This is a genomic window from Streptomyces sp. NPDC058664 (assembly GCF_042716635.1).
In the GTDB taxonomy this organism is placed as follows: domain Bacteria; phylum Actinomycetota; class Actinomycetes; order Streptomycetales; family Streptomycetaceae; genus Streptomyces.
In genome coordinates this window covers 55,328-77,579 of sequence record NZ_JBHXRW010000017.1, presented here as the reverse complement: position 1 = coordinate 77,579, position 22,252 = coordinate 55,328, and the positions used below count along the sequence as shown (strand labels likewise).

The following is a 22,252-nucleotide window of genomic DNA, read 5'->3' as shown; positions in this document are numbered from 1 at the left end:
ACGAGATCAATTCGTCAGAACAGATGTTCATCACACGAGTTGGGTGGAGTGCCGTCATGACCTCACGCACCAGACCCGCGGGAACGGCGGCGCTCGCCGCCGTCCTGCTCGCGGCGGCGACCGGCTGCAGCGTCGGGAGCGGCCCGGCCGGCGGCGCGCCCAGCCCCGAGGCCACGGCCGGGCGACCGGGGAACGTGCGGCCCGCCGTCCCGTCCGCCGCCCCCGGCGGGGCCTCCGCGTCCGCCGGGTTCACCCTCGTCGCCTCCGGCGACGTCCTCCCGCACGACTCGATCATCCGCCGGGCGGCCGCGGACGCCGCAGGCGGCGGCTACGACTTCGCCCCCATGCTCTCCGGGGTGAAGTCCGTCGTCTCCCGGGCCGACCTCGCCATCTGCCACATGGAGACCGTGTACGGGAAGGACGGCGGCCCCTACACCGGATACCCCGCCTTCAAGTCGCCGCCCGAGGTCGCCACCGCGCTCAGGGACACCGGGTACGACTCCTGCTCCACCGCCTCCAACCACACGCTGGACGACGGCGCGGCGGGCCTCGGCCGCACCCTCGACGCCCTCGACCGGGTCGGTGTCCGGCACGCCGGATCGGCCCGTACGGCGGCGGAGGCGGCGACCCCCACCCTGCTCAAGGCCGGCGGCGCGACGGTCGCCCAGCTCGCCTACACCTATGACACCAACGGCTATCCGCTGCCGGAGGGGCAGCCCTGGGCGGTCCAACTGCTCGACGAACGGAAGGTGATCGCCGACGCCCGCGCCGCCCGCGCGGCCGGCGCCGACGTGGTCGTGGTCAGCGTCCACTGGGGCACCGAGTGGCAGACCGCGCCCGACGAGCGGCAGCTCTCCCTCGGCCGCGCCCTCACCGCCTCGCGGACCGGCGGCCGCCCCGACATCGACCTGATCATCGGCACCCACGCGCACGTGCCGCAGGCGTACGAGAAGGTCAACGGCACCTGGATCGTCTACGGGATGGGTGACCAGATCGCCGGGGACATGATCAACCACCAGGGCGCCTACGACCCCCGGGGCAACCAGGGCAGCATCGGCCGCTTCACCTTCGCCCCTCCCCGGAACCCCGGCGGGCGCTGGGAGGTGACCAAGGCCGAGTTCGTCCCCCAGTGGTTCGACACCGCGAGCGGCCGGGTCGTCAACCTCGCCGCCGACGGCGGTGACCCGCATCGCGCGGGCATCCGCGACACGATCCGGCAGGTGGTGCTCAGCCGCGGCGCCGGACGGGACGGCCTGGTGATGGGGAGGTAGTCCGCCCGGTGGCTATCGGCTCATCGGGTGTTTTCGGACGGGCGGCCGGTGTCGATGAGCCGCCCGGACCGTCATCCGTACGAACCATTAGTCATGAAAAAGGATCAGATTGCCAGTGGGCGGCGTGCGGTGCTGCGGCTCGCCGCCGCCCTCGGGGCCACCGCCACCGTCGGCGTCCTCGCGGCGGACCGGCTCGCCGCCCCCGAGCGGACCGGCCGCGCCGTGCCCCCGGCCCCGCCCGGGGACCGGACGGGACGGGGAAGCGCCACCGCGGGACCGGCCGCGGGCTCCCAGGCCCAGGCCGCCCGGCCGCACCCCAGCGCGTACCGGCTCCAGCCGATGACCGCGTACGCGCCCCCGGCCTTCCGCCGCGCGATGCCGCCGGTGCGGCAGCGGCCCTTCCTCAGCGTGTCCGGGGCCGGCCGCTCGATCGTCCTGTCCTTCGACGACGGCCCGGACCCCCGCTACACCCCCGGCATCCTGAAGACCCTGCGCCGGTACGACTGCCGGGCGATGTTCTTCGTCTGCGGCGAGATGGCCGTCGAGAACCCGGACCTGCTGCGGGAGATGGCCGCGGACGGGCACGTCGTCGGCAACCACTCCTGGTCCCACCCCCTCATCCCCAAGCTGCGGCCCTCCCGCATCCGCGACGAGCTCGGCTCCACCAGCGAGGTCGTCGAACGGACCCTCGGCACGGCCCCGCTCTGGTACCGCGCCCCCTACGGGGCCTGGAACCGGCACTCCTTCGAGATCGGCGCCGAGCTCGGCATGGAGCCGCTCGCCTGGACCGTCGACACCCTGGACTGGAAGGAACCCGGCACCGACGCCATCGTCCGCCGGGTCCTCGACGGCGCCGCCCCCGGCGCGGTCGTGCTCTCCCACGACGCGGGCGGCGACCGGGCGCAGAGCGTGGCCGCGCTCCGCCGCTACCTCCCGGAACTCCTCGACGCCGGCTACCACGTCACCGTGCCCCGGCGCTGACCGACACGACACGACGAAGGGCCCCGGCACCTCGAGGCGCCGGGGCCCTTCGCCTGTCCGGCGGACCCTGATCCGCCGGACAGGCCTCAGCGGGAGCCGACCATGCGGGCGTACACGACGACGTTGCCGTCGTAGCCACGCGCGCGCGTGTAGCCGCCGCCGCAGGTGATGACCCGCAGCTCGGGCTCACCGGTGTCGGCGTAGACCTGCACGCCGGGGAAGTTGTCCTTCGCGTACACCTCGACCCCGTAGATCTCGAAGACCGCGACGCGACCGTCGTACCGCTCGACCTCGACGTGCTGGCCCTTCTCCAGCGAGCCCAGGCCGTAGAAGACCGCAGGGCCCTGCGCGTTGTCGACGTGGCCGACGACCACGGCGGTGCCGCGCTGGCCGGGGGAGATGCCGTTCTGGTACCAGCCGGCGAGGTTGGCGTCCTGTGGCGGAGGGGCCGCGACCCAGCCGTCGGCGTCCAGGCCCACGTCCATGACCGGGGCCGCCACCCGGATCGCCGGGATCCTGATCCGGGAGGCCGGGGCGAAGGGCAGCGGTTCGAGCCCCTCGGTCGCCGAGTCCGGCGGCGGGGTGACGGGGCGGACCACCGGCCGGGCCGCCGCGGCGGGCTGTGGGGGCCCGGCCGCGGCGTCCACTCCGTTGCGCATCATCGCGATCCCGGACAGCATGGCGAGGGCCAGGACGCCCCAGGGTTGGCGTCTCCTGCGCTCGAAGACGCGGAAGTCCTTCGGGGGCATGGTTCTCCCTTCGTGGCGTCGTCAGAACGGTAAGGGCGACCGGCCGGGCCGTCGCGCCGGACGGCGCGAACGGGTGGGTGTCACCGCCGGACGGGTGTCCGGAGGGCAGCGGACGCCGTACCGGGACCGCCCTCGGAGGCGGGCGGCGCGGAGCGCGCCCCGGGCCACACGGCGAACGGGCCGGAGACGGCAGGCGGGTGACGGGAGGCTGACCCATCCGAGTAATCGTCAGATAAGCGGTCTGATCCGCCTCGACCTGCGGTTTTCCCGTGTCCGACGGGGTCGTCCCCGGCGTGTCGCCTCACCGGGGTGGACTAGTGTCGAAATGCAGAGCTCGCCACGGTTTGTGATGGTTCGTCATGGAAGGCGTACTCGTCGAAACTCCCGGAGCACCGCTTTGGGGCGTCTTCCACTGGAGGTTCAACCATGCGTGCTGCACGCACTCTGGCGGTGACCGCCACCGCGATCGCGGCGGTCGGGCTCGCGGCCCCCATCGCCGCTGCCACCTACGGTCCGGGCAACGTCCTCAGCGGTGGCTCGGACAACACCCCGAGGAACGTCACCGTCAGCCCCTTCGAGGTCCACCCCGGGTCGACGCTCACGATCACCGCCAGGGGGTGCAACCGTGGCGGCACGGTCACGTCCAACGCCTTCCCCGACGCCACCCTCTCGGAGAACACCAACGGGGTCTCCACCGCGGTCGCCCGTGTCCACAACCACGCCACTCCCGGCAACTACAACCTGGCCGTCAGGTGCCACGGCGGCTCCTCCGTGGTCACGCAGCCGTTCCGGGTCCTCCCGGGCCGCGGCGCGCAGGGCGGCATCGGCGGCTCGCTGACGCCCAGCTCCACCGAGATGGCGATCGGCGGCAGCCTGGTCGCCGCGGCCGCGCTCGGCGGCGGACTCTTCATCGCCCGCCGTCGCCGTATGACCGGTGTGGGGGTCTGACCGGCCGAACCTCCCGGTCGGCCCGCCATGCCGTCGCCCCCGAGTCCCCTTGCCGGGACCCGGGGGCGACGGGCGTGGTGGGAACGCACGGCACCGCTCCGGTCCACGGCCGCCGCTCAGTGGCGACGGCTCGCGGCGGAACGGCGACGGACCACGTACACACCACCGGCGGTCGCGGCCAGGACGAGTGCGGCGCCGGCGGCCACTTCGACCGGTTCGAGCCCGCCCACCGAGCCGCCCACACCGCCCTGCACCCCACGAGGGGGAGTGAGCACGGTGGAGCTGATCGTCGGGCTGGCGGTGGGAATGCCGCTGATCGTCAGATCGACGGTGTCCCGCACTCCGCCCGTGCAGTTGAACGCCACCGTGTACACGGCGCCGCGCCGGGCGTCCCAGTCCACGGTGGCGGTCGCCGCCGAGTTCGGTGCGATGGTGACGGTGTCGAAGATGCCTGCCGAGGCCGTCGCCGTGCTGGCGCAGCCGGGCGCGCTCAGCGTCACCCGGCCGCCCGGGGCGACGAGCGAGGGCGACACGACGAAGTCGCCCGGTGCCTTGGCCCGCAGTGCCCGCGGGTCGCTTGCGGGGGCACCGTCCGCCGCGACGGCGGCGGGGGCGGCCAGGGCGAGGGCGGCCGCCCCCAGCAGGGCAGTGGTCGCGGCACGTATCGCGCGCATGGTGAATCCTCCGGGTCCCGAGGGGCAGCCGCGGAAGGGGGTTTCCGCCGAAGACCTTGCGTGCACCTCGATGTCCGAAACGCTAGGAGCGCCCTACCACAACCGCGATCCCAGACGTGCGAATGGGGCACCCATGTCCCCCGTGCGGCCCATTCGGACGTCTCGCCTCACCCGGTGAGCTGCGGGAACAGATCGGTGAACGGCGCGGCGGTGGCCGAGATGCCCCGGCCGAACGGCGCGTCGAAGTCCCAGATGAGGAACAGCAGGAACGCGATCAGCACGCTGAAGAGGCCGGCGAGCAGCAGTTCCCGTCCGGTCCTGCGGATCTGCAGGGTGAAGATCAGGCCGACCGTCACGAGCGCTCCGATGATCAGGCCGAACCACACGACTCCCGGCATGGTCGCCCCCGCGCTCTGCCCCCGCGCCCCGCGGGCGTCGTCGGCCACCGCCACCTGGTCGACCAGGGGCTGGTAGGCCTGGCCCTCGAAGTCGTTGGCCGGCTGGTAGTCGGTGACGCTGCGGCGGACCCGGTCCAGGAGGGCGGTGCCCTTCTCGCTCAGCTGGCCCTCCTCGGCCATGTACGTCCACTCGTCGTTGACCACGTAGTCGACGTACGCGTCGACGTCGGCGCGGATGCGGGCGCGGACGTCCTCCGGGTAGACCTCGACGCGGGCCGAGATCTCGTGCATCGCCTGGGCCTCCTGCCGCACCGTCTCCTGGGCGGCCCCGCGGGCCTCCCAGACGCCGGCGATGGCCAGACCGAGGACGATCGCGTAGATCACGCCGATCATCATCGTCATGTACTCGATGACGTCCGGGGTTTCGCTGGGATCGTCGTCCTCGGTGATCCGACGGTTGTTGATGACGACGATCGTGAGTACGACGGCACAGGCGGCAACCATCGCAAGGGTGAGAACAAGCCATTCAGACATGGATTCCTCCGGCGGGGGTCAGCGGGAGCGGGGGCGCAGGATGGCGGTCGCGAGGACCGCGGGGGCGGTGATCACCAGCGTCATGGTGACGACGGACGTGCTGTTCTTCGGCTGGGGCCGTGACGTGCGGCGGTAGTGGGGGAGCGCGACGGGTCCCGCGGCCGGCGGCCGTGGTCGCGCGCTGGACGTGGGCGCGGGCGCCGGCGCTGGAGGCGGAGCGGTCGCCGGGGTGCGCCCCGGCGACTTTGTGATGGGCGGTGCGGGGGACGCGGGCTCGGGGCGCGGGGCCGGGGCGGTGGCCGGGGGAGGCGGCGGCGTCGTCGTCCGTACGGGAGGCGGGGGCGGCGCCGGGACCGGCGGGGGCGGCGGCTCGGGTGTCGGCCGGGGCGCGGGTGTCGTGGGTGTCGTGGGACGCGGGGGCGACGGCTGCGGCGGCGGTGGCGACGACGGCGGGCTGGGCCTGGGCGAACAGGCGCCCGGCCCGATGACCGCCACCGAGGTGTTCGACCCGCCGGGTCCGGTGGTGGCGTAGGCGCAGGAATCGGCGGCGGCGGGCACGGGTGTGGAGAGCAGCCACACCAGTGCCAGGGCCGCCAGCGGCCGCGCGAGGAGTGATCCGTACAGAGACACGCCGTCGAGCTTGATCACGGACATGCCGCGCCGGGGCGGAATCCGGCGGGATTCGCCGGATGGTGGGGATCTTCGGAGACACCCGTGACGTTTCTCCGCGCCGGAGGCGGATGCGGCGCGATGCCCGGATATCGGCGCGCGGCACGGCGCGCGCCACGATTCCGGAAGGCGGCCGAGTCCGTGCGTTCCGGCCTCCGGAGGGATATCTGTCCGGTTGTCGCCCTGTCGCGGGGGAGGCCGGCCGGGGCATCCTGCACCGTCGACCGGGCTCGTCCACGGTAACGTCCGAGGTACGGGCGGGACCTGGGCGTCCGCGGGAGAGGACCACCGTCGGCCGCAGAGGCGACGCACCGTCATATGCACGTGAATTTGCACGGTCTGAAGGCGTGAACTCTTCGTTCCGGGAGCACGTGCCAATGGCGTGTGACCAAGAACGGACCGCGAATTTCCGTTTCTACTCGCTCTCCAGGCGGGCGATCAGTAGCCTCACCTCGAACACCGGCCGCGAACACATGGCCGCATCCCCCATGGCGACTTGTTGGAGACATTGATGGAGCGTCCCGCCTGGGCTCCGCCGGGCATCGACATTTCGGTGCCGAGCGTGTCCCGTATGTACGACTTCTATCTGGGCGGCTCGCACAATTTCGAGGTGGACAGGGAAGCGGCGCGCAAGGCCATGGAGTTCATGCCTGGCCTGCCCAAGATCATGCAGGCGAACCGTGCCTTCATGCGGCGTGCCGTCCGCCACGCCGTTGACAACGACGTCACCCAGTTCCTGGACATCGGCTCCGGCATACCCACGTTCGGCAACGTGCACGAGGTCGCCCGGGCCGCCGACCCCTCCGCACGCGTCGTCTACGTCGATCACGACCCGGTCGCCGTGGCCCACAGCCGCGCCGTCCTGGGTGACGACGAAGGCGCCGCGGTCGTCGCCGCCGACCTGCGCAAGCCGGCCGACATCCTGCACAGCCCCGAGGTGTCCCGACTCCTGGACCTGGACCGGCCGGTGGCGCTGCTCCTCGTCGCCGTCCTGCACTTCCTGGAGGACGAGGACCGGCCGCACGAGGCCGTGACCGAACTGATCGCCGCCCTCGCGCCCGGCAGTCTCGTGGTCCTCACCCACGCCTCGTACGAGGGCATCCCGCTCTCCGAGGAACAGGCGGGCGGCACCGTGGGCGTCTACCGGAACATCCGCAACCCCCTGGTGATGCGGTCCGGCGCCGAGATCACCCGCTTCTTCGAGGGCACCGAACTGGTCGAGCCCGGCCTCGTCCCGATGCCCCTCTGGCGACCGGACAGCCCGGTCGAGGAGGAGGATCCCTTCGCCTTCTCCGGTTTCGCAGGGGTGGGGCGCAAGGCGTGAAGGTCCCGTCGCAGCCGTCCGGCGCCGTCGCCGAAGCCGACGGTCCGGAGGACAGACTCAGGCGGTTCGTCACCATCTGGAGCCGTGCGATCTTCCCGGTGACCGCCACCTCCCTGACGCGCGCCGAATTCGAAGGGCATCTGCTGCCGCTGGCCCGCACCCTGTGCGACGCGCTGCACGCCCGGCCCTTCGACACGACCCCGGCCCAGCGCACCGGCGCGGCCCTCGTCGCCGCCCACTGCACCGACCCGGACGCGCTCGGCCGCAGCCTCGGCGTCGTCGACTCCTACCTGGTGCTCTACTGCGGCACCGGTACGGAGTCGGACCTCCCGGCCGAGGAGCTCCGGGCCCGCTGCGCCCGGCTCCAGCACGCGATGGCCACCGGCTACGCGGGAGCCCTGCGCGAGCGGACCCGCGCGGAGCAGGAGGCCATCGCCCGCTCGGCGCTCACCGCCCGCAGCGCCGCCGAGATCGCCCTGCACGCCACCGAGAGCCGCTTCCGCGCGGTCTTCGACGGGGCGGCCATAGGGATCGGCATCGCCGACCTCGACGGCAACGTCCTGGAGGTCAACGAGACCCTCACCCGCATGTTCGGCGGGATGGAGGGCCAGGTCCGCAGCCGTAACGTCAGCGAGTGGGTCCACCCCGAGGACGGCCCGCACGTCTGGAAGCTGTACGACGAGCTGGTCCGCGGCGACCGCGAACACTACCGGGTCGAGAAGCCGTACTACCGCGGTGACGGAACGGTTCTCTGGACCAACCTCACCGTCTCACTCCTCCGGGACGCCCACGGCAACCCCCAGTACCAGCTGGCCCTCATGGAGGACACCACCGAACGGCGCCTGCTCCATCTGCGCCTGCGGTACGAGGCCACCCACGACGCGCTCACCGGGCTGCCCAACAGGACCCTGTTCTTCGAACGCCTGGAGAAGGCCCTCGCGCCCGGCGACAACGCCCGCTTCGGCCTCTGCTACCTCGACCTCGACGGCTTCAAGGTCATCAACGACAGCCTCGGCCACTCCACCGGCGACCGGCTCCTCGTCGAGGTCGCCGACCGGCTCCAGAGCTGCGTCACCGGCGCCGGCGAGATGGTGGCCCGGCTCGGCGGCGACGAGTTCGTCGCCCTCACCACCGGTGCCGGCGGCGAACGGGACGTCACCGAACTCGCCGACCGCATCCTCGCGGCCCTCGCCACCCCCCTCAGCATCGACGGCCGCGAACTCACCGTCCGCGGCAGCCTCGGCGTCGTCGAGGGCCCGGCCGGCGAGCGCACCCCCGCCGAGGTGCTGCGGAGCGCCGACATCACGATGTACCGGGCCAAGTCGGCGGGCGGCAACCGCTTCGAGCTCGCCGACCCGGAGGCCGACGCCCGCGCCATCACCCGGCACGGACTCACCACGGCCCTCCCGGCCGCCCTGGAACGCGGCGAGTTCTTCATCGAGTACCAGCCGCTCGTCCACCTCGGCGACGGCAGCGTGCACGGCGCCGAAGCGCTCGTCCGCTGGTGCCACCCGCAGCACGGGGTGCTCGGCCCCGACCGCTTCATCCCGCTCGCCGAGGACACCGGGCTCATCGTGCCGCTCGGCCGCTGGGTCCTCCAGGAGGCCGTGCGCCAGGCCCGCTTCTGGCAGGCCCGGCACTCCGACGGCGGACCGCTGCGGATCAACGTCAACCTCTCCCCGACCCAGCTCCACCACCCGCGCCTGGTCGCCGACACCGTCGACGTCCTGGAACGGTCGGGGCTCGACCCGGGCGCGCTCTGCCTGGAGGTGACCGAATCGGCGCTCATCGGCGCCGACGAGGACCTGCTCAAGCCGCTGCGGCAGCTCGCCGAGATGGGCGTCGACATCGCCCTCGACGACTTCGGCACCGGCTACTCGAACCTGGCCAACCTGCGCCGGCTGCCGGTGAGCGTCCTCAAGCTCGACCGCTCCTTCACCCGGGGCATGCAGCAGCACCCGGTGGACCCGGTCGACCTCAAGATCGTCGAGGGGATCGTCTCCCTGGCGCACAGCCTGGAACTCGCCGTCACCGTCGAGGGCGTGGAGACCGGCGCCCAGGCCCGCCAGCTCCGCGACCTCGGCTGCGACACGGCCCAGGGCTGGTACTACGCACGCCCCGGTGCCCCGGACCGCATCCACTCGCTGCTCCTGGCGGACGCGGTCTGAGACCCGGACCGACGAAACCGGCCTCCCCGCCGGAAGCGGGGAGGCCGGGAAGAGAGACGGGGGAGGAAAGCGGAGAGGCTATATCGGCAGATGATTTCTGAGAAGGAAGCCTCTCCATGGCCTCGCCCCGGAACGACCGTAACACTCAGGCGGGCAGCAGGTCGCGCAGATTTTCCGGGGTGATCACCCGCGAGCCCTCGGGCAGCCCCTCGGGACGCTCCAGACCGAGGTACGTGACCGGCGCCTCCGGCACCGAACGGCCGTCCCACCGCGTCACCGAGGCCCCCGACTCCTCCATCAGCGCGACCAGATGGCGGACCGTCAACGACTCCCGACCGAGCAGACCGCGCAGCAGGACCGCGATCGACACCCGGTGCTCCTCGACCTGGTTGGCCGACGGCCTCCCCCGCAGGTAGAGGTGGAGCCAGTGCGCGTGCCAGTGGCCCTCTTCGTCACGGCGGAACGCCAGTGGCAGCGCCACCCGGCCGGGGCCGCGCAGATCCGATTTCATCCGCACGGTGCGCGGCTCGAACGGACGCCCCTCCCGCGCCGACTCGCGCAGCATGAAACCGAAGAAGGACTCGGCCGCCTCGTCGAAGCCCTCGCCCGCGTAGACGTGCACCTGCGGCACGACGAACGTGCCGCGCACCGCGCCCAGCCGCAGGTCGATGAACTCCGAGGCCCCGTCCGGCGCTTCGGTGATGTCGCCCGAGTGCACGCCCTCGACGTCGGAGAGCGCCGTGTACGACAGCCAGGTGACGGCCCTGTACTCCCCGTCCAGGACGAGGGCCGACAGGTCGTGGTCGGTGGTGTGCCGCTCCTCCCTCCAATACGTGAAGAACCGCAGCAGCTCGCCCTCGACCGGCGAGACCGAGCCGCGCGGCAGCGTACCGAGCCCCGCCGGGACCGCCCGCCCGCTCAACGGCAGCGCCACGTCGAGGATGTGAGGATCGACCAACAGGGGACCCGGGTCCGGCAGCCGGCTCCGGGTCTCCGCGTCGAGCACGTGCACGAGCCGCTCGCGGACGTCGTCCGGCAGCGGCGGACGCGTGTCGGCGGTTACCCAGGCCCGGCCCTCGCGGTTCACGAAGACCCGGCGCGCGGGAGTGTCCGCCCCCGGCAGGCCGGCCCGGTTGTGGACGTGCTCGCGCAGCGACAGGACCACCCGGCCCGACACCTCTGGCGCGGCCCGTTCCGCGGCGGCGAGGACCGCCTCCCGCTCCGCGCCCTCCTTCGCGGTGCGCAGGAACCGGTCCAGGGCGCGGAAGAGCCGGCCCGGGGCGTGCGAGGCCAGCAGGTCCGCCGCGCCGGTGAGATCACCCCGTACGAGCAGTTCCTCCACGCGGCCGTCGAGGGACGGCGCCTTCCGCTCACCCCTGGCCACGGCGAACACCTCGGCCGCGTGCGGCCAGTGCGGGTACTCGTGGGGGTGCAGCCGCTCCCCGAGCCGTTTCCACGTCTCCCGGTGCGCGGAGACGTCCGCGAGCTTGCCGGGGGAGGCGGCGACGAGCGCGTCGAGGCCCGCGAGCAGGGCCCGGCGGTGCGGGCGGGACAGGGCGCGGAACCGGGTGGCCTCGCGCAGGGTGACGTCGCCGTCCACGAGCGCGCAGGCGAGCCGCAGGACATCGGTGACGGTGTCCAGGAGCGGGGCCGCGCCCGCGCGGAGCCGGCCCCGGTTGACCACGGCGCGGTTCTCGCGGACCGGGACGGCCCCGGGCTCGGCGCTGTGCGCGTGGTGCTCGGCGAGGAGCGTCAGATCCTTCAGATGCTCCTCGCCCAGCGGGGTCGTGCTGCCGGCCAGCGCCCGGTAGAGCGCCGCGACCTCCTCCTCGGCGTCGCCGCCCGGGTGGAGCACGGTCAGTCGGTCACCGGCCGCCGCGATCAGCTCGTCGTGGCGCGCGATCATCTCCTCGTACGTGTGCGGGTAGCGGCCGTACGAGGGGAGGCTCAGCAGGTCGAGGAGGCCCGCGCGCAGCCGCCCGAGCAGGCCGGCGCGGGCGCCGCGCTCGCCGACCGCCCGGGCGAAGCACTCCGTCCAGAAGTCGAGGGTGTCGGGGACGTTGGCCGGGAAGTCGACGAAGTAGACGTTGTGGCGGACGTGGTCGCCGGCGAGTTCGCGGACGGAGGCCAGGGTGCGGACGGCGGTCTCGGCGACCACGGGCTCCGCGAGGGCCGAGAGGCGTGCGGTCAGCTCGGCCGACAGCTTGAACCCGGCCGTCATCAGGGCCGCGTCGAACCGGCGCGCGGCGGCGCTCCCGTCTCCGGCGGGGCCGGCGGGAAGGGGGAGACGGCGGGTGTGCCGGACGACCAGGTGTTCGAGAGCGTGGGCCATGGGGGCATGCTGGCAGCCGCCCACCGTCCGCCGCACGCGGATTTCGCGGCGGGCCCGCCGGTGACGGGCCCCTCGCACACCCTTCAGGCGGGGGCCCCGGCCCGGCCCGGTCCGGCCGGCCCTGCCGTGGTCCCCTCCGGCCCGGCCCGGCCCGCCGTGCCCCGCCGCGAGGCGAGCAGCATCCGCTGGAGTTCACGCGCCGCCCGCGGGGGAGCCACGTCGCTGCGGTGGGCCAGGGCGATGGTCCGGCGCAGGCCCGGCCGGGCGAGGGCGGTCACCCGCAGGTCCCGGCCCGCGCGCGCCGCCACCATCGCGGGGACGACCGCGAGCCCGAGCCCGGCCCGTACGAAACCGAGGACCGCGTCCAGCTCGCCGCCCTCGACCGTGAACGTCGGCTCGAACCCCTCCGCCCGGCAGGCCGCCACGGTCAGTTCCCGCAGGTCGTAGCCGTGCCGGAACATCACCAGCGGCTGGTCACGCAGGTCCGTGATCCGCACCGGGCGACGCGGCGCCGGCGCCGAGGCGGACGAGACGACCACCAGGTCCTCCCGGAGCAGCTCGACCGTCGTCAGGGCCGGGGACGGGGTCGGCAACGGCAGGACCACGAGCGCCAGGTCGAGGGCTCCGCGTGCCAGCTCCCGTACGAGATCGTGCGAGCCGCCCTCCTCGATGAGCAGCTCGATCCCCGGGTGCAGGTCGTGGAAGGACCGCAGCACGTCCGGAAGCAGTCCGGTGCACAGGCTCGGGGTCGCGCCGAGCCGCACCCGGCCCCGCTTGAGCCGGGCCAGCTCCTGCACCTCGATCCGTGCCGTCTCCGTGTCGGCGAGGATCCGGCGCGCGAGCGGCAGCAGGGCCTCGCCCGCGTCGGTGAGCGTGATGTTGCCCCGGGCCCGGCTGAACAGCTCGGCGCCCAACTCCTGCTCCAGGGCCTTGATCTGCTGCGAGAGCGAGGGCTGCGAGACGTGCACGCGCTCCGCCGCCCGGGTGAAGTGACGGGTCTCGGCCACGGCGACGAAGTAGAGGAGCTGCTGGAACTGCATGACCCCAGCGTAGGCGACATCGATAGATACTGCCTATCGAGATGAGCCGGACCATGTCTTGGACCTCTCGGGTCCTTCGGCCCTAGCGTCGTACCCATGGCTCTGGCACCCACGAGGGACCGGACGACGGGCCGCCCGCCGTCCCCCACACCGTCACGCGGTTTCCTGTCATCGACCCTCGGCAAGAAGACGGTCATGGCCGTCAGCGGGCTCCTCATGCTCGGCTACCTCGTCGCGCACGTCGCCGGCAACCTCAAGGTCTTCTTCGGCCCCGAGGAGTTCAACGCCTACGGCCACTGGCTGCGGGTCATGGGCGCCCCCGTGCTCCACCACGAGTGGGCCCTCTGGCTCGTCCGGATCGTGCTCCTCGCCGCCGTCGCCGCCCACGCCGTCTGCGCGTACCAGCTCAGCCGCCGCGACCTGAAGGCCCGCCCCACCGCGTACGTCCACCGCCGCAAGCGCTCCTCGTACGCCACCCGCACCATGCGCTGGGGCGGGATCATCCTCGCCCTCTTCATCGTCTGGCACGTCCTCGACCTGACCACCGGCACCGTCCACCCCGGCGGCTTCGAGGAGGGCAAGCCCTACCAGAACGTCGTCGACACCTTCTCCACCTGGTACGGCAACGTCATCTACATCGTCGCCATGCTCGCCGTCGGCCTCCACGTCCGCCACGGCTTCTGGAGCGCCGCCCAGACCCTCGGCGTCGGCAACGCCCGCCGTGAGCGCCTCCTGCGGACCCTGGCCGACGGCCTCGCGCTCGTCCTGACCGCGGGCTTCGTCTCCGTCCCCGTCGCCGTCATGACCGGAGTGGTGAACTGACCATGAACTTCACCGAATTCGCGGCCTACACCACCGGCGACCCGCTCGCCGACACCAAGGCCCCCGCGGGACCCGTCGCCGAACGCTGGGACACCCGCCGCTTCCAGGCCAGGCTGGTCAACCCCGCCAACCGCCGCAAGCACCGGATCATCGTCGTCGGCACCGGCCTCGCCGGCGGCTCCGCCGGCGCCACCCTCGCCGAACAGGGCTACCACGTCGTCCAGTTCTGCTTCCAGGACTCCCCGCGCCGCGCCCACTCCATCGCCGCCCAGGGCGGCATCAACGCCGCCAAGAACTACCGCAACGACGGCGACTCCATCCACCGCCTCTTCTACGACACCGTCAAGGGCGGCGACTTCCGCGCCCGCGAGTCCAACGTCCACCGCCTCGCCCAGATCTCCGTCGAGATCATCGACCAGTGCGTCGCCCAGGGCGTCCCCTTCGCCCGCGAGTACGGCGGACTCCTCGACACCCGCTCCTTCGGCGGCGTCCAGGTCTCCCGCACCTTCTACGCCCGCGGCCAGACCGGCCAGCAGCTCCTCCTCGGCGCCTACCAGGCGCTCTCCCGGCAGATCGCCGCCGGAAACGTCGAGATGCACGCCCGCACGGAGATGCTCGACCTCGTCGTGGTCGACGGGCGCGCCCGCGGGATCGTCGCCCGCGACCTGATCACCGGCGAGATCTCCACCCACTACGCGGACGCGGTGGTCCTCGCCAGCGGCGGCTACGGCAACGTCTTCTACCTGTCGACGAACGCCATGAACTCCAACGCCACCGCCGTCTGGCGGGCCCACCGGCGCGGCGCGTACTTCGCCAACCCCTGCTTCACCCAGATCCACCCCACCTGCATCCCGCGCACCGGCGACCACCAGTCCAAGCTGACCCTGATGAGCGAGTCCCTCCGCAACGACGGACGCATCTGGGTCCCCAGGGCCAAGGGCGACACCCGCCCCGCCGCCGACATCCCCGAGGACGAGCGCGACTACTACCTGGAGCGGATCTACCCCTCCTTCGGCAACCTCGTCCCCCGCGACATCGCCTCCCGCGCCGCGAAGAACGTCTGCGACGAGGGCCGCGGCGTCGGCCCCGGCGGCCAGGGCGTCTACCTCGACTTCGCCGACGCGATCCGCCGCCTCGGCCGCAAGGCCGTCGAGGAGAGGTACGGCAACCTCTTCGACATGTACGAGCGGATCACCGCGGAGAACCCGTACGAGGTCCCCATGCGGATCTACCCCGCCGTGCACTACACGATGGGCGGACTCTGGGTCGACTACGACCTCCAGACCACCGTCCCCGGCCTCTTCGCCGTCGGCGAGGCCAACTTCTCCGACCACGGGGCCAACCGCCTCGGCGCCTCCGCCCTCATGCAGGGCCTCGCCGACGGCTACTTCGTCCTCCCCGCCACCATCAACGACTACCTGGCCCGCCACCCCCACACCGAGCCCGTCACCGACGACCACCCGGCCGTACGGGAGGTGCTCGCCGAGACCGAGGACCGGCTGAACCTCCTCCTCGCCGTCGACGGCGACCGCACCCCCGACTCCTTCCACCGCGAACTCGGCGAACTCATGTGGGAGTACTGCGGAATGGCACGCACGGAGGAGGGACTCCACAAGGCGCTGCGGCGCATCCCCGAGATCCGCGAGGAGTTCTGGAACCGCGTCAAGGTCCCCGGCACGGGAGCGGAGTTCAACCAGTCCCTGGAGAAGGCCAACCGCGTCGTCGACTACCTCGAACTCGCCGAGCTCATGTGCCTCGACGCGCTCCACCGCGCCGAGTCCTGCGGCGGCCACTTCCGCGTGGAGTCCCAGACCCCGGACGGCGAGGCCGCCCGCCGCGACGAGGAGTTCGCGTACGCGGCGGCCTGGGAGTTCAACGGCGGCGCCGCCCCCGTCCTCCACAAGGAGGACCTCACCTTCGAGTACGTCCACCCCACCCAGCGGAGCTACGCATGAGGCTCACCCTGCGCGTCTGGCGCCAGCGGAACGCCGACGCCCCCGGCGCCATGTCCACCTACGACGTGGACGGCATATCCGCCGACATGTCGTTCCTGGAGATGCTCGACACCCTCAACGAGGCCCTCATCCTGCGCGGCGAGGACCCCGTGGCCTTCGACCACGACTGCCGCGAGGGCATCTGCGGCGCGTGCAGCCTCGTCATCAACGGCGACGCGCACGGGCCCGAGCGGACCACCACCTGCCAGCTCCACATGCGCGCGTTCCGCGACGGCGACACCATCGACGTCGAACCCTGGCGGGCCTCCGCGTTCCCCGTCGTCAAGGACCTCGTCGTCGACCGCTCCGCCTTCGACCGCGTCATCCAGGCCGGCGGCTACATCACCGCGCCCACCGGAGCGGCCCCCGAGGCCCACGCGACCCCCGTCCCCAAGGCGGACGCGGACTCCGCCTTCGAGCACGCGGAGTGCATCGGCTGCGGCGCGTGCGTGGCGGCCTGCCCGAACGGCTCGGCGATGCTCTTCACCTCCGCCAAGATCAACCACCTGAACGTCCTCCCCCAGGGCTCTCCCGAGCGCGAGACCAGGGTCCTCGACATGGTGGCCCAGATGGACGCGGAGGGCTTCGGCGGCTGCACCCTGACGGGCGAGTGCGCGACGGCGTGCCCGAAGGGCATCCCGCTGCCGTCGATCGCGGCCATGAACAAGGAGTGGCTGCGGGCGCGGAGGAAGGTGAAGGGGTAGGGACGCGTCGCGGGGGCGTGGCGCACGGATCGGGCGCGGGAGGCACCGGGCCTCAGCCGCCAAGGGCTCTGGCCAGGTACGGAGCCGTCCGGCTCGCCGGCGAGGCGGCGACCTCGGCCGGTGGTCCCGCGGCCACCACCCGGCCGCCCTCGTCGCCGCCGCCCGGCCCGAGGTCGACGACCCAGTCGGCGGTGGCGACGACGTCCATGTCGTGTTCGACGACGATCACCGAGTGGCCGGCGTCCACGAGGCCGTGGAGCTGGAGCATCAGGACCTCGACGTCCGCCGGGTGCAGCCCGGTCGTCGGCTCGTCGAGCACGTACAGGGTGGGGGAGCGGTGCGGCCGCTGGAGTTCGGACGCGAGCTTGATGCGCTGGGCCTCGCCGCCGGACAGTTCGGTGGCGGGCTGCCCGAGCCGCAGATAGCCGAGGCCGACGTCGAGGAGGGTGCGCAGGCTCCGGGCGGCGGCCGGGGTGTCGTCGAAGAAGGCGGCGGCGGACTCGATGGTCAGGTCGAGGACCTCGGCGATGGTGAGGCCCCGCAGCCGCACCTGGAGGGTCTCCGGGTTGTAGCGGGCGCCGTGGCAGTCGGGGCACGGTGCGTACGTGCTCGGCAGGAAGAGGAGTTCCACCGACACGAACCCCTCGCCCTGGCAGGTCTCGCAGCGGCCTCCGGACACGTTGAAGGAGAAGCGGCCCGCCTTGTATCCGCGCGCCCGTGCCTCCTCGGTCTCCGTGAACAGCTTGCGCACGACGTCGAACAGACCCGTGTACGTGGCGAGGTTGGAGCGGGGCGTCCGGCCGATCGGTCGCTGATCGACGGTCACCAGCCGTCGTACACCGGGGAGTTCCTCGGTGAGTGCGCCGACGAGCGTGGACTTGCCCGAGCCGGAGACGCCCGTGACGGCGGTCAGGACACCGACGGGGAAGGCCGCGTCGACCGCCCGCAGGTTGTGCCGGGTGACCGGGCCGGTCCGCAGCCACCCGGCCGGCTCCCGTACCTCCCGCGCGGGCGCCGGCGTCCGGTCGAAGAGGAAACGCCGGGTCGCGGACGCCTCGACGTCCGCGAGCCCTTCCGGCGGGCCGCTGTGCAGCACCCGGCCGCCGTGGACACCGGCCCGCGGACCGACGTCCACCAGCCAGTCGGCGTGCCGGACGACGTCGAGGTGGTGCTCGACGACGAAGACGGAGTTCCCGGCGGCCTTGAGCCGGTCGAGGACCACGAGCAGGGCCTCGGTGTCGGCCGGGTGCAGCCCGGCGGACGGTTCGTCGAGGACGTACACGACGCCGAAGAGCCCGGAGCGGAGCTGGGTGGCGAGCCGCAGCCGCTGGAGTTCGCCGTTGGAGAGGGTGGGGGTGGCGCGGTCCAGGCTGAGGTAGCCCAGGCCGAGCTCGGTCACCGTCGCGATCCGGGCGACGAGGTCCTCGGTGAGGACGCGCGCGGTCTCGGTGTCGTCCGCCGGTGACGCGGCGCCGGCGGAGAGGAGCTCCGACAGGGCCGTGAGCGGCAACGCGGCCAGGTCCGCGACGGTCCGGCCCGCGAAGGTCACCGCCAGCGCCTCGGGCCGCAGCCGGCCGCCGCCGCAGACCGGGCAGGGGGCGCTGGTGAGGAAGCGTTCCGCCTTGGTGCGCAGGGTCGGGCTCTTCGAGTCGGAGAAGGTCCGCATCACATAGCGTCGGGCGCTCATGTAGGTGCCCTGGTAGGGGCGCTGGATGCGGTCGGCCTCCCGTACCGGGTGGACGGTGACGACCGGCTGCTCGTCGGTGAACAGGATCCACTCCCGGTCCTTCGCGTCGAGCTCGCGCCAGGGCCGGTCGACGTCGTACCCGAGGGTGTCGAGGACGTCCCGCAGGTTCTTGCCCTGCCAGGCACCCGGCCAGGCGGCGACGGCGCCCTGGCGGATCGACAGCTCAGGGTCGGGTACGAGGAGTTCCTCGCTGGTCTCGTGGATCCGGCCGAGGCCGTGGCAGGAGGGGCAGGCGCCCGCCGGCGTGTTGGGGGAGAAGGCGTCGGAGTCGAGCCGCTCCGCGCCCTCCGGGTAGCGGCCCGCCCGGGAGAACAGCATGCGCAGGGAGTTGGAGAGGGTGGTCACCGTACCGACGGAGGAACGGGCGTTCGGCGATGACCTGCGCTGTTCGAGGGAGACCGCCGGCGGCAGCCCGGTGATCTCGCCGACCGAGGGCGCCCCCACCTGGTGGATCAGCCGTCGCGCGTACGGGGCCACCGACTCGAAGTAGCGCCGCTGGGCCTCCGCGTAGATCGTTCCGAAGGCGAGGGACGACTTGCCGGAGCCGGAGACCCCGGTGAAGACGACGAGCGCGTCCCGGGGGATGTCGACGTCCACCCCGGTGAGGTTGTGCTCGCGGGCGCCGCGGACACGGACGTACGGATCGTGGGGGCGGTGGTGCATCCGTTGGTCCGTTTCTGTCCTGGTCAGGGACTGCGGGGGGCGACCGGGGCGGCCCTCCTACCGTACGTCGACCGCGGGGGAGGCCGGTCGACCCCGCACCGTCCGTCGACGGTGCGGATGCTGTCCAGTCGTTCCGACGGGAACACGGTGCGCATTTCGTCGGGCGGCCGGAGTCAGGTTCCTTCCAGGGACGCGCGGCTGACGGGGCCGTACACCCCTTCCGGGTCCCCTGAGAGGTCACGGTCCCTCTGGAGCTGCGCCACGCCACGACGGGTCGCCCCGTCGTAGGTGCCGTTGACGGTGACGTAGGTGAACCCCTGTGCGTGGAGCAGTTGCTGCAGCCGCGTCACATCGGACCCGGTGTCACCCATGGAGAGCGTCCGCGGCTCGGCCGTGGCATGCGGATCGGCGGTCTCCCGGGACCCGCTCGGGGACGGGTCACTCGCTCCGGCGGGGCCGTCATCGGGCTCGTCGGCGTCGTCCTGCCCCTGGCCGTCCTCCTCCGCGGGACCGTCATGGAGCACGTCGGTTTCCACGGTGGGCGCGGCGGATCCGGCGGATGTCCGGTCAGGCCCGTCCGTCGCCGGGGCGACGGTGGACGGAGCGGGGCTCTCCGGTGTTCGGCCGGACCTGTCCGGTGCCGCGGTGGCGGGGATCGGTTCGGCCGGGGTGGGGGCGGTGTCCGCGGGTACGTTCACGACCGGCAGGGTGCGGCCGGCCTGAGGCCGGTCGGGGTTCGGCGCCTCGCCGCCCCCCATGGCGTACAGGGCACCGCCGACACCGACGCCGAGGGCGAGGAGAGCGCCGGCCGTTCCCAGGTGCCGCCCGAGCCGGGGACGGGAACGGCGGTGACGCCGGAGCTCGTTCACGTCCTGTGGTTCCGGCCGGCCGCCCGGGGGACCGAGTCCGTCGAGCAGGGCCATGTCGCTCGGCGTGGTCGTGCCGGCGGCGGGTGCCGCGACCGTGGTCACGTAGGGCCGGACCAACGCGTCATCGGCCGGATCCGCCCCGACAAGCTCCCCCGCGGGGGAAAGATCGGTGGGAGTCTCGTCGGGGCGGTCTGTCACGCGGTGTTCCTTATGACGTGCGATCGGGCGATCAGGCGCGGCTGTTCGCGTTCCGACGGCGAACGACGAGCAGTCCGCCGCCGAGGGCCAGCAGGGCCGCGGCGACGCCCGCGATCACGGTGACGTTTCCGCCGCCCGTCTCGGCCAGGTCGCCGTCGCCCGTCGGCGCGTCCGTCGTGGGCGACGAGGACGGCGCCTCGGATCCGGCCGGGCCGTCCGACGCGGACGGGCTGCCCGAAGCGGCCGGGCCGCCCGACGTGGTGGCCGATGCCGACGGAGCGGCCGACTCGGACGGCGCGGTCGAGGAGGCCGGGGTGGAGGTGGACGCCTCGGGAGTCGTCGCCGGGGTGGACTCCTGCCCGGCGGGGGTCGACCCGGTCGCGCTCGGGGACGGCTCGCTCTCGACGGTGCAGTCGCGGGTGCCGCCGTTCCACCAGCTGATGTTCTTCTCCTTGATGACCGGCCGGCCCGGGCCCTCCGGCAGGTCACCGTGGACCAGGCCGTCGTTCGCGTCCCGCAGCCCGTCGTACTTCACACTGCCGCGGTAGAGGTCCACCTGGGCGTAGCACCCGGCGTCGGGGACGGCGATGTCGAGGGAGCCGGTCTCACCGCCCTTGACCGACACGGTGTCGAAGTCGTGGAAGACCTGCAGCCCGGAGGTGTTCCACGTGGCCCCGTGGGTGAGGTAGGAGGCGAGGGACACGGTGCAGCCGGCGCTGTCCTTGGCCGGCCGGACCTGGACGTGCACCTTGCCGTCGGCACCCGGCTTGAGCGTCATGTCGTCCACCTTCACGGCGGCCGCCCACGTCCCACCGTCCAGGGAGAACTCGCAGTCACCGCTCAGGTCCTGCGCCGGCACCGCCTCCTCGGCCTTGTACGCCCGAGCGCCCTGCCCCTCCCAGCCGTCACCACCCGGTGTCCCCTGGGCCCAGGCGCCGGAACCACCGGCAACGACCAGACACACGGCGGCCGCGCCACCGACAACGGCGCGCCGCGCCACAACTGCTGCAGACATAAGAGTTTTCCGCTCTTGAACAACCCTCGGTCGGTGCCCACGCCGCGGCACCGACCGAAGGAAGGAAGGAATCGGCCGAGAAGACACAACATTGGCCGCGTTGATCGTCAAGCAGTCAACTATCCGTGTCAAGGACGTTCGGCTAACGGAAGGATCTCGGTCGGCAGGCCGTCGTCCGGCTCCTAGGCTGGGCGCGTGACATCCGACAACCGGCCTCTGGCCGTCTTCGACCTCGACAACACGCTTGCCGCGACCGCCCACCGTCAGCAGTTCCTGGAGCGGCGTCCCAAGGACTGGGACGCCTTCTTCGCGGCGGCGCCCGACGATCCGCCGCTCGACGAGGGGATCGCGCTGTGCCGCGAGGCGGCGGAGGAGTGCGACATCGTGTACCTGACCGGGCGGCCGGAGCGCTGTCGCCGGGACACCCTGGCCTGGCTGGCCGCGCAGGGGCTTCCGGAGGGGCCGGTGCACATGCGCCGCAACCGCGACTTCAGGCCCGCCCGGGTGACCAAGGTGGAGATCCTGCGCCGGCTCGGCGCCGACCGGGCGGTCAGGATGCTCGTCGACGACGACCCGCTGGTCTGTGACGCGGCGGAGGCGGCCGGCTTCCGTGTCGTACGCGCCCACTGGGCGCCCCCGTCGCGGGAGCTGAGGGACGCCCAGGAGAAGGAGGGCCGCACCTGACCGGACGGCCGCACCTGACCGGACGGCCGTACCTGACCGGACGGCGGCATCTGTCCGAAGGGCCGTGGCCGGCCTGTGCTCGAAGGGCCGTGACCGATCGGCCGTTCGGGCCGCGCGCCCCGGCGGCCCTCACCTCTCGGCGGCCGCTGGGCCGCGCAGGCCCCGGCGGCCATCCCCGCTTTTCCCCGTTCCTCCCCCGTGGCGGTCCCTCAGGCCTCGTCCTCCAGGCGGAATCCGACCTTGAGCCCCACCTGGTAGTGCTCGATCGAGCCGTCGACGATATGGCCGCGGACCTGCGTCACCTCGAACCAGTCGAGGCCGCGCAGCGTCTGTGAGGCGCGGTCGATGCCGTTGCGGATGGCCTCGTCGACGCCCTCGGTGGACGTGCCGACGATCTCGGTGACGCGGTAGGTGTGATTCGACATGGGGGCAGGGCTCCTCTCGGTGCGTTCCCTCCACCGTGCCCCA

At 72.8% G+C, this 22,252-nt stretch carries 19 protein-coding genes; 10 read left to right on the top strand and 9 right to left on the bottom strand.

The features are described 5' to 3' along the window. The first annotated feature begins 56 nt into the window (after window positions 1–56). Both ACFWUY_RS16250 and ACFWUY_RS16245 read left to right on the top strand, forming a co-directional pair. Window positions 57–1,271, top strand: a complete 1,215-nt coding sequence (locus ACFWUY_RS16250; RefSeq protein ID WP_384107867.1) for a CapA family protein — start codon at window positions 57–59, stop codon at window positions 1,269–1,271. 93 nt (window positions 1,272–1,364) lie between these two features. Beyond that, window positions 1,365–2,252: a polysaccharide deacetylase family protein gene (locus ACFWUY_RS16245; RefSeq protein ID WP_384107864.1), complete on the top strand. Its 888-nt coding sequence runs from the start codon at window positions 1,365–1,367 to the stop codon at window positions 2,250–2,252. 86 nt (window positions 2,253–2,338) lie between these two features. On the opposite strand, the gene ACFWUY_RS16240 is transcribed toward ACFWUY_RS16245, so the two are convergent. Beyond that, window positions 2,339–3,001, bottom strand: a complete 663-nt coding sequence (locus ACFWUY_RS16240; protein ID WP_384107861.1) for a class F sortase — start codon at window positions 2,999–3,001, stop codon at window positions 2,339–2,341. Between the two features lie 426 nt (window positions 3,002–3,427). On the opposite strand from ACFWUY_RS16240, the gene ACFWUY_RS16235 reads away from it, so the two are divergent. Next, on the top strand, window positions 3,428–3,949 hold the full coding sequence (locus ACFWUY_RS16235; RefSeq protein ID WP_384107859.1) for a hypothetical protein: 522 nt from the start codon (window positions 3,428–3,430) through the stop codon (window positions 3,947–3,949). A gap of 116 nt (window positions 3,950–4,065) precedes the next feature. On the opposite strand, the gene ACFWUY_RS16230 is transcribed toward ACFWUY_RS16235, so the two are convergent. Both ACFWUY_RS16230 and ACFWUY_RS16225 read right to left on the bottom strand, forming a co-directional pair. Then, window positions 4,066–4,623 (bottom strand): hypothetical protein, encoded by a 558-nt coding sequence (locus ACFWUY_RS16230; protein ID WP_384107857.1) that lies wholly within the window; start codon window positions 4,621–4,623, stop codon window positions 4,066–4,068. 167 nt (window positions 4,624–4,790) lie between these two features. Then, window positions 4,791–5,555 (bottom strand): hypothetical protein, encoded by a 765-nt coding sequence (locus tag ACFWUY_RS16225; RefSeq protein ID WP_384107855.1) that lies wholly within the window; start codon window positions 5,553–5,555, stop codon window positions 4,791–4,793. 229 nt (window positions 5,556–5,784) lie between these two features. On the opposite strand from ACFWUY_RS16225, the gene ACFWUY_RS16220 reads away from it, so the two are divergent. The 3 genes from ACFWUY_RS16220 to ACFWUY_RS16210 all read left to right on the top strand — a co-directional run bounded on the left by ACFWUY_RS16220 (window position 5,785) and on the right by ACFWUY_RS16210 (window position 9,716). Continuing rightward, a complete protein-coding gene (locus ACFWUY_RS16220; RefSeq protein ID WP_384107853.1) occupies window positions 5,785–6,087 on the top strand; it encodes a hypothetical protein in 303 nt (100 codons plus the stop codon). 648 nt (window positions 6,088–6,735) lie between these two features. Further along, the gene (locus ACFWUY_RS16215; protein WP_384107851.1) at window positions 6,736–7,548 is read left to right on the top strand and encodes an SAM-dependent methyltransferase; all 813 of its coding nucleotides are present in this window, start codon (window positions 6,736–6,738) and stop codon (window positions 7,546–7,548) included. Beyond that, entirely contained in the window at window positions 7,545–9,716 is a 2,172-nt protein-coding gene (locus ACFWUY_RS16210) for a putative bifunctional diguanylate cyclase/phosphodiesterase (RefSeq protein ID WP_384107849.1), read from the top strand. The genes ACFWUY_RS16215 and ACFWUY_RS16210 overlap by 4 nt, the downstream gene beginning before the upstream one ends. 145 nt (window positions 9,717–9,861) lie before the next feature. On the opposite strand, the gene ACFWUY_RS16205 is transcribed toward ACFWUY_RS16210, so the two are convergent. Continuing rightward, window positions 9,862–12,048: a hypothetical protein gene (locus ACFWUY_RS16205; protein ID WP_384107847.1), complete on the bottom strand. Its 2,187-nt coding sequence runs from the start codon at window positions 12,046–12,048 to the stop codon at window positions 9,862–9,864. An 83-nt stretch (window positions 12,049–12,131) separates the two neighbouring features. Beyond that, window positions 12,132–13,088 (bottom strand): LysR family transcriptional regulator, encoded by a 957-nt coding sequence (locus ACFWUY_RS16200; protein WP_384107845.1) that lies wholly within the window; start codon window positions 13,086–13,088, stop codon window positions 12,132–12,134. Window positions 13,089–13,184: 96 nt separating this feature from the next. Here ACFWUY_RS16200 and ACFWUY_RS16195 point away from each other — a divergent pair, with 96 nt between their 5' ends. The 3 genes from ACFWUY_RS16195 to ACFWUY_RS16185 are packed head-to-tail and all read left to right on the top strand — an operon-like array spanning window position 13,185 to window position 16,608. Beyond that, a complete protein-coding gene (locus ACFWUY_RS16195; protein WP_384107843.1) occupies window positions 13,185–13,910 on the top strand; it encodes a succinate dehydrogenase in 726 nt (241 codons plus the stop codon). A gap of 2 nt (window positions 13,911–13,912) precedes the next feature. Then, window positions 13,913–15,865: a fumarate reductase/succinate dehydrogenase flavoprotein subunit gene (locus tag ACFWUY_RS16190; RefSeq protein WP_384107841.1), complete on the top strand. Its 1,953-nt coding sequence runs from the start codon at window positions 13,913–13,915 to the stop codon at window positions 15,863–15,865. Beyond that, entirely contained in the window at window positions 15,862–16,608 is a 747-nt protein-coding gene (locus ACFWUY_RS16185) for a succinate dehydrogenase/fumarate reductase iron-sulfur subunit (RefSeq protein WP_384107839.1), read from the top strand. Before ACFWUY_RS16190 ends, ACFWUY_RS16185 begins: the two co-directional genes overlap by 4 nt. Window positions 16,609–16,660: 52 nt before the next feature. Here ACFWUY_RS16185 and ACFWUY_RS16180 read toward each other — a convergent pair whose 3' ends face one another. The 3 genes from ACFWUY_RS16180 to ACFWUY_RS16170 all read right to left on the bottom strand — a co-directional run bounded on the left by ACFWUY_RS16180 (window position 16,661) and on the right by ACFWUY_RS16170 (window position 21,100). Next, window positions 16,661–19,018: an ATP-binding cassette domain-containing protein gene (locus ACFWUY_RS16180; RefSeq protein ID WP_384107837.1), complete on the bottom strand. Its 2,358-nt coding sequence runs from the start codon at window positions 19,016–19,018 to the stop codon at window positions 16,661–16,663. A gap of 173 nt (window positions 19,019–19,191) precedes the next feature. After that, entirely contained in the window at window positions 19,192–20,085 is an 894-nt protein-coding gene (locus ACFWUY_RS16175; RefSeq protein WP_384107835.1) for a peptidoglycan-binding protein, read from the bottom strand. A 31-nt stretch (window positions 20,086–20,116) separates the two neighbouring features. After that, complete coding sequence (locus ACFWUY_RS16170; RefSeq protein WP_384107833.1) at window positions 20,117–21,100, bottom strand: LAETG motif-containing sortase-dependent surface protein; 984 nt, start codon at window positions 21,098–21,100, stop codon at window positions 20,117–20,119. Window positions 21,101–21,295: 195 nt separating this feature from the next. On the opposite strand from ACFWUY_RS16170, the gene ACFWUY_RS16165 reads away from it, so the two are divergent. Then, the gene (locus tag ACFWUY_RS16165) at window positions 21,296–21,784 is read left to right on the top strand and encodes a hypothetical protein (RefSeq protein WP_384107831.1); all 489 of its coding nucleotides are present in this window, start codon (window positions 21,296–21,298) and stop codon (window positions 21,782–21,784) included. 209 nt (window positions 21,785–21,993) lie between these two features. Here ACFWUY_RS16165 and ACFWUY_RS16160 read toward each other — a convergent pair whose 3' ends face one another. Next, window positions 21,994–22,209 carry a dodecin gene (locus tag ACFWUY_RS16160; protein ID WP_384107829.1) on the bottom strand — a complete coding sequence of 72 codons (216 nt, stop codon included), beginning with the start codon at window positions 22,207–22,209 and terminating at the stop codon, window positions 21,994–21,996. Between the last annotated feature and the right edge of the window lie 43 nt (window positions 22,210–22,252).